General features: G+C 65.5%; 12 protein-coding genes and 1 pseudogene. 5 read left to right on the forward strand and 8 right to left on the reverse strand.

Annotation, left to right across the window (positions count from 1 at the left end):
- Positions 1–93: 93 nt before the first annotated feature.
- Complete coding sequence (locus QW861_RS03460; protein WP_315749689.1) at positions 94–2,064, reverse strand: ABC transporter ATP-binding protein/permease; 1,971 nt, start codon at positions 2,062–2,064, stop codon at positions 94–96.
- A gap of 244 nt (positions 2,065–2,308) precedes the next feature.
- Here QW861_RS03460 and QW861_RS03465 point away from each other — a divergent pair, with 244 nt between their 5' ends.
- Positions 2,309–2,911, forward strand: coding sequence for a TIGR00730 family Rossman fold protein (locus QW861_RS03465; RefSeq protein WP_315749687.1), 603 nt, complete (start codon positions 2,309–2,311; stop codon positions 2,909–2,911).
- Positions 2,912–2,915: 4 nt separating this feature from the next.
- On the opposite strand, the gene QW861_RS03470 is transcribed toward QW861_RS03465, so the two are convergent.
- The 4 genes and pseudogenes from QW861_RS03470 to cysS all read right to left on the reverse strand — a co-directional run.
- The gene (locus QW861_RS03470; RefSeq protein ID WP_315749685.1) at positions 2,916–3,293 is read right to left on the reverse strand and encodes a VOC family protein; all 378 of its coding nucleotides are present in this window, start codon (positions 3,291–3,293) and stop codon (positions 2,916–2,918) included.
- Positions 3,294–3,408: 115 nt separating this feature from the next.
- Positions 3,409–5,022, reverse strand: coding sequence for a citramalate synthase (gene cimA / locus QW861_RS03475; RefSeq protein WP_315749684.1), 1,614 nt, complete (start codon positions 5,020–5,022; stop codon positions 3,409–3,411).
- Positions 5,019–5,522: a GNAT family N-acetyltransferase gene (locus tag QW861_RS03480; protein ID WP_315781082.1), complete on the reverse strand. Its 504-nt coding sequence runs from the start codon at positions 5,520–5,522 to the stop codon at positions 5,019–5,021. The genes cimA and QW861_RS03480 overlap by 4 nt, the downstream gene beginning before the upstream one ends.
- Positions 5,523–6,154: 632 nt before the next feature.
- Positions 6,155–7,366, reverse strand: a pseudogene (gene cysS / locus QW861_RS03485) (cysteine--tRNA ligase); the annotation flags it as partial.
- A gap of 389 nt (positions 7,367–7,755) precedes the next feature.
- On the opposite strand from cysS, the gene QW861_RS03490 reads away from it, so the two are divergent.
- Positions 7,756–8,064 carry a hypothetical protein gene (locus QW861_RS03490; protein WP_315714511.1) on the forward strand — a complete coding sequence of 103 codons (309 nt, stop codon included), beginning with the start codon at positions 7,756–7,758 and terminating at the stop codon, positions 8,062–8,064.
- Between the two features lie 153 nt (positions 8,065–8,217).
- Positions 8,218–9,372: a DUF2865 domain-containing protein gene (locus tag QW861_RS03495; RefSeq protein ID WP_315749681.1), complete on the forward strand. Its 1,155-nt coding sequence runs from the start codon at positions 8,218–8,220 to the stop codon at positions 9,370–9,372.
- A gap of 22 nt (positions 9,373–9,394) precedes the next feature.
- On the opposite strand, the gene QW861_RS03500 is transcribed toward QW861_RS03495, so the two are convergent.
- The 3 genes from QW861_RS03500 to QW861_RS03510 are packed head-to-tail and all read right to left on the reverse strand — an operon-like array spanning position 9,395 to position 12,534.
- Entirely contained in the window at positions 9,395–10,780 is a 1,386-nt protein-coding gene (locus QW861_RS03500; protein ID WP_315749680.1) for a nitrilase-related carbon-nitrogen hydrolase, read from the reverse strand.
- Between the two features lie 12 nt (positions 10,781–10,792).
- On the reverse strand, positions 10,793–11,146 hold the full coding sequence (locus QW861_RS03505; protein WP_315749679.1) for a diacylglycerol kinase: 354 nt from the start codon (positions 11,144–11,146) through the stop codon (positions 10,793–10,795).
- Positions 11,146–12,534 (reverse strand): class II 3-deoxy-7-phosphoheptulonate synthase, encoded by a 1,389-nt coding sequence (locus tag QW861_RS03510; protein WP_315749678.1) that lies wholly within the window; start codon positions 12,532–12,534, stop codon positions 11,146–11,148. Before QW861_RS03510 ends, QW861_RS03505 begins: the two co-directional genes overlap by 1 nt.
- A gap of 174 nt (positions 12,535–12,708) precedes the next feature.
- Between QW861_RS03510 and QW861_RS03515 the strand changes: the two genes are divergently transcribed.
- Together QW861_RS03515 and QW861_RS03520 are read left to right on the forward strand one after the other, a co-directional pair.
- Positions 12,709–13,581: an alpha/beta fold hydrolase gene (locus QW861_RS03515; protein WP_315714516.1), complete on the forward strand. Its 873-nt coding sequence runs from the start codon at positions 12,709–12,711 to the stop codon at positions 13,579–13,581.
- 727 nt (positions 13,582–14,308) lie between these two features.
- Positions 14,309–15,361 (forward strand): alpha/beta hydrolase, encoded by a 1,053-nt coding sequence (locus QW861_RS03520; protein WP_315714966.1) that lies wholly within the window; start codon positions 14,309–14,311, stop codon positions 15,359–15,361.
- Positions 15,362–15,369: the final 8 nt, after the last annotated feature.

The raw sequence follows: 15,369 nt of genomic DNA on the forward strand, positions 1-15,369 counted from the left end.
AGCGGACCGCCGCCTTGACTAGGTCGATGGCCGGCGAAGGTCAAAATGAATCCTTAATGCATTCTTGAGTTCAGATCAGGGCGGTTCGCGGCATCATTCGGCGGCACTCGCCACCTGTCCGGTCCGATCGGGCCCGGCCGCGTCCGGCTCGCTCCGATCCGGCGGATTGCGGTTCGGCGCCCCCGCATCGTCGCCGATCTGCGCCAGTTTTTCGCGCGCCTCCTCAGCCTCGCGCTGCCGGTTCCACATGCCGGCATACAGCCCGCCTTTGGCCAGCAGCTCGGCATGAGTGCCGCGCTCGGCAATTCGCCCCCGGTCGAGCACGATGATCTCGTCGGCCGCCACGATGGTCGAAAGCCGGTGCGCGATCACGAGCGAGGTACGATTGCGCGACACACCATCGAGCGCCTCCTGGATCTCGTGCTCGGTATGGCTGTCCAGCGCCGAGGTCGCCTCGTCCAGCACGAGGATCGGCGGCCCCTTCAGGATGGTGCGGGCAATCGCAACGCGCTGCTTCTCGCCACCGGAGAGCTTGAGGCCGCGCTCGCCCACCTGGGTCTCGTAGCCCTTCGGCGCCATCCGGATCAGCCCGTCGATCTGGGCCAGCCTCGCCGCCTCCTCGACGGCGGCGTCGTCCGCATCCCAGCGTCCGTAGCGGATGTTGTAGCGGATGGTGTCATTGAACAGCACGGTATCCTGCGGGACCATCCCGATCTGGGCGCGCAGCGACACCTGGGTAACGTCGCGGATGTCCTGGCCGTCGATCAAGATGCGTCCGCCGGAGACGTCGTAGAGCCGAAACAGCAGCCGCGAGATGGTCGACTTGCCAGCACCGGACGGCCCCACGATCGCGACCGTCTTGCCCGCCGGCACCTCGAAGCTCAGCCCCTGCAGGATCGGCCGCTCCGGCTCATAGGCGAAGCGGACATCGTCGAAGCGGACATTGCCCGAGGTGACCACCAAAGGCGTCGCTCCGGCCGCGTCCTTCACCTCGGCATCGCGCGTGAGCACGCCGAACATCTTCTCGATGTCGATGATCGCCTGCTTGATCTCGCGATAGACCATGCCCATGAAGTTCAGCGGCTGGTAGAGCTGGATCATCATGCTGTTGATCATGACGAAGTCGCCGACCGTGTTGCGTCCCTGACGCACGCCCTGGGCGCACATCAGCATGGCCACCGTCAGCCCGATCGTGAAGATCACGGCCTGCCCGGCGTTGAGCACCGCGAGCGAGGTATAGGTCTTCACGCTGGCCCGCTCGTAGCGCTCCATGGAACGGTCATAACGCTCGGCCTCCCGCGCCTCGGCGCCGAAATACTTCACTGTCTCGTAGTTGAGCAGCGAGTCGATGGCCTTGGTATTGGCATCCGTATCCGAGTCGTTCATGCGGCGCCGGATCTCGATGCGCCACTCGGTCGCAATGTAGGTGTAGTAGAGATAGGCCGCGACCATGGTGAGCGTGACCAGAACGTAGCGCCAGTCGAACTGCCACAGCAGCACCGCCGTCAGCAGCGAGACCTCGACGATGGTCGGGATCAGCTGCAGGATCACCATGCGCACGATGGTCTCGATCGCGTTGCGGCCGCGCTCGAGCACGCGGGTCAGGCCGCCGGTCTTGCGCTCGAGGTGAAAGCGCAGCGATAATTCATGCATGTGGACGAAGGTGATGGTCGCGAGCTTGCGCACGGCATGCATGGCGACGCGGGCAAAAATACCGTCGCGCCACTGCGTCAGCACCGCCATCAGCACCCGAATCCCGCCGTAGCTTGCCGTCATGACGATCGGCGAGGCCACCAGCCAGAACGCCCAGTTATCGGGCGCGATCGGCGCGGTATTGGCGCCGGTCAACGCGTCGATCGCCCATTTGAAGGTGAAGGGCAGGACCAGCGTCGCGACCTTGGCCGCGATCAGCAGCACCACCGACCATAGCACGCGCATCTTCAGGTCGGCGCGATCGCTCGGCCAGATGAAGGGCCACAAGTGGCGCAGCGTGCCGGCCAGCGTTCCCTGCTCGAGGGACGAAGGCTGGTTGGCGGCTGGTTCGGAGGAGGAATCGGGCGGCATCAAACGTTCTGGAGCAGCGAGTGTTTTGGCATGTTGTGATGCCGGGCGTTGCCTGCGTCATATAGAGTGTCCGGGCGCCGGATGCACCGGTACGTCGACGGAATCCGTTGCCGCGGCGCAGTATTTGCATACTTGTTTTCGGACAAATGGACCCATTCAGCCTGCATCAATCCGTGAAAGTCCGCGAATCCACGTCCTCCGCCCTCGTCTTGACGCCTTTCAACTGCAGTGTCACACCGCTCCAATGACTGAAATCCGCACCGTTTGCGTCTATTGCGGCTCCGGCCCGGGGACGAATCCCAGCTTCATCGAATCGGCGAAAGCACTCGGCAAGGCGCTTGCCGAGAACGGCGTCAGGCTCGTCTATGGCGGCGGCTCCATCGGCATGATGGGCGCGGTTGCCAAGGCCGTGCTCGACCATGGCGGCGACGTCACCGGCATCATTCCGGACTTCCTGGTGAAGAAGGAAGTCATGATGCCGCTCAAGGATCTCATCATCACGCCCGACATGCACGAGCGCAAACGGCTGATGTTCGAGCACTCCGACGCGTTCGTGGCGCTGCCCGGCGGCATCGGCACGCTCGAGGAGCTCGTCGAGCAGCTGACCTGGAAGCAGCTCGGACGCCACGCCAAGCCGGTGCTGATGGCCAATATCGACGGCTTCTGGGAACCGCTGTTCGGGCTGCTCGCGCACATGCGCGAGACCGAGTTCATCCGCCCCGGCTTCCAGATCGAGCTGCTCAGGGCCGAACGCGTCGAGGACATCCTGCCGCGCCTGCGCGAGGCCGCCGCCCGCGTCGCCAAGGAAGAGACCGAGATGGCGCCTGAGATCGCCAAACGGCTCTGAGCCCCTACTCGCTCGGGAATGTGACCGCCTCGATCCGGTTGCCATCGGGATCAAGCACAAAGGCCGCATAATAGCGCACGCGATCATGCGGCCGCAGTCCTGGCGCACCGTCGGAAACTCCGCCCGCCTCCAACGCCGCCGCGTGAAGCGCATCGACCTCCGCCGTGCTCCTGGCTCGCAGGCACACATGAGAGCCGGTGTCGGCCGGCACGCGCGCCATGGCGGGGCGTAGATTGATCCAGAATTCCGGATAGGCCTTCCCGAAGCCGATGGTCGTGGGACGCTCGATCAGCCGCGTCAGCCCGAGCGGCGCCAGCGCACGCTCATAGAACCGCGCGCTGCGGACGAGATCGCTGACACCGACGGAGACGTGGTCGATCATGCGTTTGCTCCTGGCCTCTCCAGGTCATTGCGAAGAGCGAAGCGACGAAGCAATCCAGAATCGCGCATTCAGGCCTGGATTGCTTCGCTTCGCTCGCAACGACGGATGCATCATCTCACCCCTTCGCGCCGGACTTCACCAGCTTGTAGAATACCGAATCCATCAGCGCCTGGAACGAGGCGTCGATGATGTTCGGCGAGACGCCGACCGTGGTCCAGCGCTCTCCCTTTTCGTCCTCGCTCTCGATCAGCACGCGCGTGACCGCCTCGGTGCCGCCATTGAGGATACGGACGCGGTAGTCGATCAGCTTGAGGCCGTCGATGAAGCCCTGGTACTTGCCGAGATCCTTGCGCAAGGCGACGTCGAGCGCATTGACCGGGCCGTTGCCTTCCGCCGCCGAGATCAGCCGCTCGCCAGCGACGTCCACCTTGACCACGGCCAGCGCCACCGTGACGCGTTCACCGAGCGCGTTGTAGCGCTGCTCGACATTGACGTCGAACTGCTCGACCCGGAAATACTCCGGCACCGAGCCCAGCGTACGCCGCGCCAGCAGCTCGAACGAGGCGTCGGCGGACTCGTAGGCGTAGCCCGCGGCCTCGCGCTCCTTCAGCTCCTCGACGAGGCGCGTCAACTTCGGATCGCTCTTGCTGAAGGGAATGCCGCCGCGCTCCAGCGCCGCGATGACGTTGGATCGTCCGGCCTGGTCGGAGACCAGCACCTTGCGATGATTGCCGACGCGCTCGGGCAGGACGTGCTCATAGGTCTGCGGATCCTTCAGCACGGCCGACGCATGAATACCGGTCTTGGTGACGAAGGCGCTCTCGCCGACATAAGGCGCGTGCCGGTTCGGCGCACGGTTCAGCATGTCGTCGAGCGTGCGCGAGACCTTCATCAGGCCGGCGAGCTGCCGGTCCGATACGGCGATCTCGAACCGATCCGAGAACTCCGTCTTCAGCTTCAAGGTCGGGATCAGTGAGCACAGATTGGCATTGCCGCAGCGCTCACCGAGTCCGTTCAAGGTGCCCTGGATCTGCCGCACGCCAGCGCGGACCGCGGCAAGCGAGTTCGCCACCGCCTGCTCGGTGTCGTTATGGGCGTGGATGCCGAGGTGATCGCCCGGCACGTGCTTGGCGACCTCGCCGACGATCAGCTCGATCTCGTGCGGCATGGTGCCGCCATTGGTGTCGCACAGCACGACCCAGCGCGCGCCGGCCTCATAGGCCGCGCGGGTGCAGGCCAGCGCGAACTCCGCATTCTCCTTGTAGCCGTCGAAGAAATGCTCGCAGTCGAGCATCACCTCGCGCCCCGCAGCCTTCGCGGCCGTCACGCTGTCGCGGATCGAGGCGAGATTCTCCTCGTTGGTGGTCTCCAGCGCGACGCGCACCTGGTAGGCGGATGACTTCGCGACGAAGCAGATCGCGTCCGCCTTGGCCTCCAGCAGCGCCGCCACGCCCGGATCGTTGGACACCGAGCGTCCCGCCCGGCGCGTCATCCCGAAGGCGGTGAAGCGGGCGTGGCCGAGCTTCGGCTTGGCGGCGAAGAACTCGGTGTCGAGCGGGTTGGCGCCGGGATAACCGCCCTCGACATAGTCGATGCCGAGATCGTCGAGCATGCGCGCGATGGCCTGCTTGTCGGCCAGCGTGAAATCGACACCGTTGGTCTGCGCGCCATCACGCAGGGTGGTGTCGAACAGATAAAGCCGTTCCCTGCTTGTGCCTGCCCTGCTCATGCCTGCGCTCCCCCGGAGCCGAGCGTCTTCTTCATCGTCGTGTTGGCGAGCCACTCGCCATTGATGGAGACGCTATTGCGCTGCTGCGCGACGTAGCCGCGCTTGCGAAAGAATTCGACCGCCGTGTCGCTAGCGTCGACCGACAGACCGGTCGTGCCGCGCGCGCCCGCCAACTTTTCCAGCGCGTCGCATAGCAGGGCCCCGACGCCCTGCCCGGCCGCATTCGGATGGACATAGAGCATGTCGATGTGATCGTTGCCCTTCAGCGCGGCGAAGCCGACCGGCGAGCCCTGCAGGGTCGCAATCAAGGTGAGCTCGGATGCCAGCCTCTTGCCAAAACCCGTCTCATCCTCAGCAGCGGACGCCCAGGCCTCCTGCTGCTCCTCGCTGTAATCGTCACCGGTCAGCTCCTGGATGCTGGCGACGAAGATCGCGGCCAGTACCGGCGCATCAGCGGGAAGAAACGGCCGGAGCGCGGGCCTCGGGAGAGCCTGTCCCATGCGTCACCACATGCCGTAGAGTTTCGTGACCAGCGCCACCGCGCCCGCGATCAGCACCAGCTTGAGCAGGATGTAGTACAGCCAGTGCCGCGGAAACGGGGTGTCGGGCTTGCTCATCGCGCAATCTCCCAGGTCGTCCGATCTTTGGCGTCTTTCAACACAATCCCAACGCCCAACAACTCGTTTCTGATCTGATCAGTTTTCGCGAAATCTCTCTTTGCACGTGCAGAAATCCGATCTGCAATCAACTGATTGAGGCGAGCGATACCGATAGTATTTTCGACATGCTTTCGATCTTCGACGGACAAGTATCCCTGGTGATATTTCGTCCACGCATCCACCACACCGTACATAATTGGTCGAGACGTGATCAATTCATAGGCACTGGCTACCGTCGGAGCCGAATTTGCAGAAGAAGAAAGCGTAACTGAGAACGTCTGTAGCGCGTCCTCAATTTGAGAATGGAAATCCAATATCCGGCGCGGATCTGATACATTGATGAGATTTAGTTTTTGGTTGACGAGAGTAGCGATCTTGGTCGCGTCCTCATATTGATTTGGTAGAAGTCCGAGAAAAACCAGGTTTGCATACAGATTCTCCCGCACCCACACCCCTTTGCGCGCGTGCTTTGCCAGTTCGTGCAATTCGAACAGCGCTCCGGGCAAATTGAGATCATCCGCCAGAGCATCTATGAGCCTCTTAGTTGGCTTAATAGAAGGGCCTCGCGGGCGCACATTAGCTACAGCCTCTCTCCAATCCGAAAGCATCTGTTCAGCTTCCAGGAGCCCTTTAACTGTCCAGTCGATTGGAGCGCGATAATGGCTTTTCAGCATGGCAAGGCGCAGAACTTCGCCTGACCACTTCCGTCCGCCAAATCTATCCGTCGTTAGCAATTCATTGATCGTCACGAAGTTGCCGAGGCTCTTCGACATCTTCTCACCTTCGACCTGCAGGAAGCCGTTGTGCATCCAGACATTGGCCATGCGCGGCGTATTGAACGCGCAGCAGCTCTGCGCGAGTTCATTCTCGTGATGAGGAAAAACAAGATCAACTCCCCCACCGTGAATATCAAACTGGTGGGGATGGTTTTGCGCTTCAGGCGACAAAGTCGCCTTGATGCTTTCCCACAGGAGTGTGTTCGACATGGCCGAGCACTCGATGTGCCAACCGGGGCGCCCCTCGACGGCAATGCCGGCTGGCGACGGCCAGGACGGCTCACCAGGCTTCGACGGCTTCCACAGCACAAAGTCGGTGGCGTCCCTCTTGTAGGGCGCGACGTCGACGCGAGCGCCGGCAATCATTTCGTCGAGCGAGCGGTTAGCGAGCGCGCCGTAACGCGGCAGTACTGAGTTGACCTCGTTCATCGCCGCATTCATCGCCGCAGGCGAGAACAGCACGTGGTCCTGCTCGACATAGGCGAAGTGGTCGACGACTAACTTGTCGATGATCGCGCGCATCTCACCGATATGCTCAGTCGCACGCGGCTCGACGTTCGGCCGCAAGCAGCCGAGCGCGTCGACGTCCTCGTGGAACTGCTGTTCGGTCACCTCGGTGACCTTACGGATCGCCTCGTTCAGCGGCAGCCCGGGAAAGTCGCGCGCGGCGCGGGCGTTGATCTTGTCGTCGACGTCCGTGATGTTGCGGACGTAGGTGACGTGCTTCTCGCCATAGAGATGCCGCAGCAGCCGGAACAGCACGTCGAAGACGATGACCGGGCGCGCGTTGCCGATATGGGCGAAGTCGTAGACCGTCGGTCCGCAGACATACATGCGGACATTGTTCGGATCGAGCGGCACGAAGGGGCGCTTCTCCCGCGACGCGGTGTCGTACAAACGCAAGTCCATGGTCCGTCCCCGAATGCCCTGTGCTCACCGCCCCGCCGGACCGACAGTCCATGACGAAGCGCAACGGAAGTCCTACGCCGCACGACCGCCCGCGAGCGGGCCGCCACGGCACGAATCACACTTCCGACCTGCCGGCCGGGCGTCCTGATCATCTCTGTTGAGAAAAGACGGCCTCAGCCAGCGAATCGCTAGCGCGTAATCTCGCGGCAAATGCAGCAGATGGCGAGGAAACCGTTCATGAAACTCACCATGCTGCAGCAGACTGTCTCCGTCAAGAGCCGCAAAACGGCCGTTTTCACTGCCCAAATGCTCGCGCCCCGCCTCATGGTTAATCATTTTTAAGCTTTTGGGCCTAACCATGAGTTGTCTCCTACACCCACCGGTGCACCATGCGAATCTCCCCGGCGCTGCTCGCCTGCTGTGTTCTCCTCGCCGCCGCGACCACCGCCACGGCGGAGAGTCGCATCTTCATCATCGCCAACGAAGCCGACGGCTACGGCGTCGACCAGTGCCTCGCCAAGGGCGACCGATGCGGCGCCTCGGCCGCGCGGTCGTACTGCCAATCACGGGATTTTGCACAGGCCTCCTCCTATCGCCGCGTCGACCCCGATGAAATCACCGGATCGGTGCCGAAAGCCGGCGCAAACTGCGCCCGTGGCGGCTGCAGCGACTTTGTCGCGATCACCTGCCAGCGCTGAGACGGCCGGGAACGGCGGTTCCCGCCACCCCGGCGCCCTGGAAACGACGTGACGATGCCCGACAAAGCGGCTATGGGATGCCCGCCGCTGCCGCGATTTTTCCGAATTCTGTGCTAGTCCCGCGGCTGCACCCATGGACCGGAATACCGCATCTTGATCGCATCCCTGTCTCCGCGCCTGCTGGCCGTGTCTGCGCTGCTCGGACTGACCCTGACCGGCTCGCTCGCCCTCGCGCAATCCAGCTCCGATTCCTATGCGCAGATGCCGCCGGGCCCGCCCGGACCGCAGGCCGGCGTCAATCCGATCTGTCCGCGCCTGGAGGCGCAGCTCGCCTCGATCGATCGCGGTGGCGGCGACCCCGCGCGTGAGGACCAGATCCGGCGCTATCAGGATGCTGCCGCCAAGCAGCAAGGCGAGCTCGACCGCGTCAGCATGCAGGCCAAGCGCATGGGCTGCGACAGCCCGGGTTTCTTCTCGATCTTCAACGGCCGCTCGGCCGAATGCGCCCCGGTGAACAACCAGATCCAGCAGATGCGGTCCAACCTGGACCAGATCATGAGCAGCCTGGAGCGGCTGCGCGGCGGCGGGTTCGGCGGCGAGCGCGACAACCAGCGCCGCTCGGTGCTGGCAGCCCTCGGCCAGAACAATTGCGGCCCGCAATATCAGCAATACGCTAACGCCAATCGCGGCGGCGGCGGCAACTTCCTGACCAGCCTGTTCGGCGGCGGTGCCGACAGCAATCCCGCCGCTTCGCTGCCGCCGCCGAGCGCCGATCTCGCGGCGCCGCAGGGCACCTACCGGACGGTGTGCGTGCGTAGCTGCGACGGCGCCTATTTCCCGATCTCGTTTGCCACCGTTCCCGGCCGCTTCGCCGACGACGAGCGCGCCTGCAAGGCGCAATGCCCCGCCGCCGACGCGACGCTGTTCACCTATCGCAATCCCGGCGAGGACATGAACCAGGCGGTCTCGGTCAACGGCCAGCCCTACACCGCGCTGCCGAACGCCTTCAAGTATCGCACCGAGTTCAACCCGAGCTGTTCCTGCAAGGCGCCCGGCCAGACCTGGGCCGACGCGCTGAAATCGATCGACGACCGGGCCACAGCCGCCGAGCAGGGCGACATCATCGTTACCGAGGAGAGCGCCAAGCGGATGCAGCAGCGCCAGACCGGCAAGCCGCCGGCGAACGCCGCCCGCAAAGGCGCCGCGCCGGCCGATGCGGCAGCGCCCGCGACCGCGGACGCCACGACGGGCGCCGGTGGCGACAAACAGATCCGCACGGTCGGACCGACCTTCATTCCGGCGCGTTGAGCGAGATCGCCGGGCCATCGGGTCATCCTTCGAACGCATCTGAGGACGCGCGGCCAGCGAGATCGGGCGACATGAATTCGCCCGACGGTCCCAGCGCGTTCGCAGGCTTCCAACGATTGCGCAGCGCTGCGAGACGAACGATCTCGGCCTGGGACACGCCGTCGACGAGAGTGGCACCGCCAGTCGCGTCACCGATCTCGCAGCCATGCCGGTCTGACGTCTTGCGAGGCACGACCGCGAGCGCACCGGAGAGGCTCGCCAAGGCCAGCAGCAGCGAGCCGCGCACGCGCGCCCGGAGAGCGTGACGGGCGTCGCCCGCCAGCGGCCCGGGGAGAACCGTTTCGAAGCCCGCCACTGCCGGTGCGATCGGCAACGTCTCGGCGGTGACGCCGAACCGCGCCGCGACTGCAATAGCCGGCGATTCCTGCGGCATGTCCGGCCCGGACAGCACCACACCGCGCACCCTCGCAGCTCCGAGCGCATCGACGGCCATCGCCAATGACAGCGCGGATTCGATGCCTCCGGTCAGAGCCAGCACGATCCCGGTGAAGCCATGCTTCTCGACGTGGTCGCGCAGGCCGAGCACGCGGGCCGCGTAGTCCGCCTCGTCGCCCTCGCTCGGCGTGGTGACCGGTCCCCGACACTGCCAGCCGTCTCCCCTGCTCCATGCCAAGGTCGTGACCTCAGCGGCGAAGCCCGGAAGCTGCGCGGCCACCGAGAGATCGGCGTTCAGCGCGAACGATGCGCCGTCGAACACCTTGCCGTCCTGACCGCCGACCTGGTTGAGCCAGACGAGCGGCAGATCGCTTTCGGTGACGCGGGCGACCGCGGCCGACAGGCGCCGGTCGCCGCCGCTGCGCAGGTAGCATGAGCGGCTCGGCACGACGATGAGTTCGGCCCCGGTTTCCGCCAGCGTCTCGATGACGTTTTCGTCGTTCGAGGATTCTTCGGGCGAGATGTCTTCGCCGATCGCGACGCCGATGCGGACGCCCCGCACGCTGAGCGGGCCGGCCGCCGGGCCGCGCATGAACACGCGCTTCTGATCACCATCGGCCAGGTTGGCCTTGAAGCGCGTCGCGGCGATGCGGCCGGTGTCGAGCAGCACGCAGGCATTGTAGAGCTTGCCGTCGTCGATCCAGGGCGTGCCGATCAGCACCGCCGGCCCGCCATCGGCGGTCTCGCGCGCGAGAGCCTCGATCGCGGCCCGGCACGCGGCCTGAAATGCCGGCTTCAGCACCAGGTCCTGGCATGGATGCCCCGCCAGGAACAGCTCCGGCAGCACCACGAGATCGGCGCCGTCGGCCGCCGCCCTCGCCCGCGCCTCGCGCGCCTTCGCGGCATTTCCCGCGATGTCGCCGACCGTCGGGTTGAGCTGGGCCAGCGTGATCCTGAAGATGTCGGCGGCCATCGCTCAACTCATTCAAAGCAGCCCGAGCCGCTCGGCGATCGCGAACAGCCAGAAGCAGCCCGACATCAGCAGCGCGACGCCGACGGCAGCCGAGCCGAGATCCTTGACCCGGCCGATCTGCAGATCGTGCTCGGTGGTGAGGCGGTCGGCGAGCTTCTCGATCGCGGTGTTGAGCAGCTCGACGACCAGCACCAGCACCACCGCGCAGACCAGCTCGACGCTGCGCATCGGCGTCGCGCCGACGACATAGGCCAGCGGCAGCGCCAGCAGGAACGCGACCACCTCCTCGCGCACCGCCTGCTCGGAGCGGAGCGCGAAGGCCAGGCCGTTGCGCGAGTTGACCGTCGCGCGCCACAAACGCAGCATCAGAAGCCCGCGACGGCCGGCATCGGTGCGGTCTTGCCGCCGCGCTGCTGCTTCAGCAGCTCGGCGATCAGGAACGCCATGTCGATCGACTGCTCGGCGTTCAGCCGGGGATCGCACACCGTGTGATAGCGGTCGTTGAGATCCTCGTCGGTGATCGCGCGCGCGCCGCCGATGCATTCGGTGACGTCCTTGCCGGTCATCTCGAGATGGATGCCGCCGGCATGGGTGCCCTCCGCGGCATGCACCGCGAAGAACGCCCGCACCTCGGATACGATGCGATCGAACGGCCGTGTCTTGTAGCCCGAGGTCGAGGTGATGGTGTTGCCGTGCATCGGATCGCACGACCACACCACCTTGCGCCCTTCCCGCTGCACCGCGCGGATCAGTCCCGGCAGATGATCGCCGACCTTGTCGGCGCCGAAGCGGTTGATCAGGGTCAGCCGGCCCGGCTCGTTGTCGGGATTGAGGATGTCGATCAGCTTCAGCAGCTCGTCCGGCTTCAGCGACGGGCCGCATTTCAGGCCGATCGGGTTCTTGATGCCGCGGAAATATTCGACATGGCCGTGGTCGAGCTGGCGGGTGCGGTCGCCGATCCAGATGAAATGGCCCGAGGTCGCGTACCAGTCGCCGGTGGTGGAATCGACCCGGGTGAAGGCCTGCTCATAGCCGAGCAGCAGCGCCTCGTGGCTGGTGTAGAAGTCGGTGGCGCGCAGCTCCGGATGGCTCTCGAGGTCGAGGCCGCAGGCGCGCATGAAGTTGAGCGCGTCCGAGATGCGGTCGGCCAGCTCCTTGTAGCGCCGCGACTGCGGGGAATCCTTGACGAAGCCGAGCATCCACTGATGCACGCTGCCGAGATTGGCGAAGCCGCCGGTGGCGAACGCGCGCAGCAGGTTCAAGGTCGCCGCCGACTGCCGGTAGGCGTCGAGCTGGCGCTGCGGATCGGGGATGCGCGCCTCGGGCGTGAAGGCGGTGTCGTTGACGATGTCGCCGCGATAGCTCGGCAGCTCGACGCCATTGATCTTCTCCGTCGGCGACGAGCGTGGCTTGGCGAACTGGCCGGCGATGCGGCCGACCTTCACCACCGGCACCGCGCCGGCATAGGTCATGACCACGGCCATCTGCAGCAGCACGCGGAAGAAGTCGCGGATGTTGTTGGCGCCGTGCTCGGCGAAGCTCTCGGCGCAGTCGCCGCCCTGCAACAGGAATGCCTCGCCCGCCGCCACCCGCGCCAGCGCCTTCTTCAGGTTGCGCGCCTCGCCGGCGAACACCAGCGGCGGGAAGGTCGCAAGCTGCGCCTCGACCTCGGCGAGCGCCTTCTGGTCGGGATAGTCAGGCACCTGCTGCACCGGCTTGGACCGCCAGCTCTCCGGGCTCCAGCGCTCGGTCATGGCTCTCTACTCCCTCTCGGCAACTGCACGCCAAATTCCCCGCGCGGCGGCGCGCGCCTTATACACAGCCTGCTCCCGTGCCGCCACTTGGAATTTAGGGCGCGGACACAAGGGCTTGCACCGCCACCCGAATTTGACTTTGCTGCGGAAGGGCAAGTGATGGGAGGACGAGGCGTGGCTGAGACGGGATCCGACGGCGTTTCGAGCGAGGATCTGACCCTTCCGGCCGTCGATGGCTTTGCGCTCGCGGGCACCCTGTTCATGCCGCGCGGCACGCCGGCGCATGCCGTGCTGATCAATTCCGGGGCGGCGATCCCGCGCCGGATCTATCGCGGCTTCGCTGCTCATCTTGCCCAGCAGGGTTGCGCGGTTCTGACCTACGACTATCGCGGGATCGGCGGCAGCCGTCCCCGCTCCCTGAAGGGCTTTGCGGCCTCGATGACCGACTGGGCCGCACTCGACATCACCGGCGCGGTCGGTTGGATGCGTGCGCGCTACGGTGCGCTGCCGCTGCGCTATGTCGGCCACTCCTTCGGCGGCCAGACGCTCGGCCTGCTCGCCAACAACACCGAGGTGTCGCGCGCCCTCTTCATCGCCTCGCAGGCCGGCTATTGGAAGCTGATGGCCCCGGGCGAACGCTGGCGCGTGGCGACGATGCTCAACGGCGTTGGCGTCCCGCTGACTCATGCGCTGGGTTACACGCCGGGCTGGAGTGGCGTCGGCGAGGACCTGCCGAAGGGTGTCTTCCTGCAATGGGTGCGCTGGATCATGAGCCCGCGCTATCTGTTCGATGACGCATCGCTGCCGCTTGCCAACTACGCCAACTTCAAGAGTCCCGTCCGGGCGCTGTGCCTCGCCGACGATCCCTGGGCCACGCGGCCCGCGGTTGAGCTGCTGTGCGCTGGTTATACGGGCACGACGCCGGAGCTGCTCGACATCGCGCCGCAGGACGTCGGGGCGTCCGCGATCGGCCATATGGGCTTCTTCCGCGCGGCGCATCGCGACACGCTGTGGCGCAGCGCGACGGAGTGGCTGCTCGAAAGCTGACGCGATCGGTTCGTCATAGCCCATGAGCGAGCGCTCCCGCGGCAGATGCTGCCCGAGCTGTGCTGATGTCGTTCACCCTCATCAAGTCGGAGGGCGCAGGGAAGGCCAGGCGTCGGCTGACGCCTGCGGCCCGCCTGCGAAAAAAATGCAGGCGGCAGGTACCACAGGTGCAGCCGAGAACGCCCGGCCTTCCCTGCGCGACGGTCTTAACGCTTATACGCAGTCTGCCTGGTGCGCCGGGCTTGTTGGCCACCATTCGCGACAATGCTTGCGCATTGCGCGGGACACCAGCATCGGGGTGTCAGCACGCTGCGACTTCACGTCCGCACCATGCCGTTCGTCGGCGCGTCCGAAGACACGCTGCGGCACAAGTGCGGCCATCGCTCCCCGCCTCGCGTGTCGTGACGATCGCGCGCAACGCCCCTCCGGCCGAGGCGGGATGCGCGCATCAAAGCACAATTTCTGAATTTCGTAAAGTAGATTCTGCCCGACGGGCCGTTTGCGCAAGGCACATCTGTGGGGAGTCCTGCCTCGATCCGCCGGGTGCAGAAGCCGGACCGATTGCGCTGGTCGAGCTCGGCCGGAACGCTCGGAGGTCGACCTACACCCCGACCATGCGCGCCAGGACGGCACAACGGAACGAACCGCGTGACCGGCCGTTGCCCCTGCGCTGCATCATTTCTCGGATCCTCCGGATGTCGTGCACGCCTTTCCATGAGGGCAGATGATGACCGCAGCCCGGACCACAGCGCGCGCGCTCGCGGCGTCGACGCCCAGCCGCCTGACCAACTCGACACCATCCCTCCAGCCGCTGGCGCATCGCAGCCGGTCGCTGGCGAAGACTCATCCATTTCTTCTGGCGGCAGCGGCGGCCACGACCGTTCTGGCCGTCACAGCACTGATCAATCGCCGCCTCGCCAAGTCTGCCGAGCGGGCCAATCCTCCCGCCGGCCAGTTCATGGACGTCGACGGCGTCCGGCTGCACTATGTCGAGCGCGGCACCGGCGTGCCGCTGGTGCTGCTGCACGGCAACGGCAGCATGATCCAGGACTTCGCCTCCAGCGGCCTGATCGATCTGGCGGCGCAGAACTACCGTGTCATTGCGTTCGACCGGCCGGGCTTCGGCCACAGCGACCGGCCGCGCAACGTCGTGTGGACGCCGACGGCGCAGGCCGGGCTAATCAAGAGCGCGCTCGATCGCCTGGGCGTCTCGGAGGCCTTCGTCCTGGGTCATTCCTGGGGCGCATCCGTCGCCGTCGCGCTCGCCCTCGAACATCCGACCATGGTCAAGGGCATGGTGCTCGCCTCCGGCTATTACTACCCGACCTTCCGGTCCGACGTGGTGGCCGGATCGGCTCCGGCCATTCCCTTGCTGGGCGATATCCTGCGCTACACCATCTCCCCTCTGATCAGCCGGATGATGTGGCCGCTGCTGATGGCCAAGCTGTTCGGCCCGCGATCGGTTCCGGCGAAGTTTGCCGGCTTCCCCAAGGAAATGGCGGTTCGCCCGTCGCAGATCCGCGCCTCCGCCGCGGAGGCCGCGCTGATGATTCCCGATGCTTTCCGCTTCAGGAGAGCGTACGGTGAGCTGAAGATGCCGGTCGTGATCGTTGCCGGTGATCAGGATCGCCTGATCGACATCGACGCGCAGTCCAGACGGCTTCATCACGACGTCAGCCAGAGCACCTTTCGCCGCGTGCGCGGCGCCGGCCACATGGTGCATCAGACGGCGACCGAGGCCGTCATGTCCTCGATCGACGAAGTCGCAGCGGCGGCGTAGTCGGAGGG

This window comes from Bradyrhizobium sp. SZCCHNRI1029 (genome assembly GCF_032487555.1).
In the GTDB taxonomy this organism is placed as follows: Bacteria; Pseudomonadota; Alphaproteobacteria; order Rhizobiales; family Xanthobacteraceae; genus Bradyrhizobium.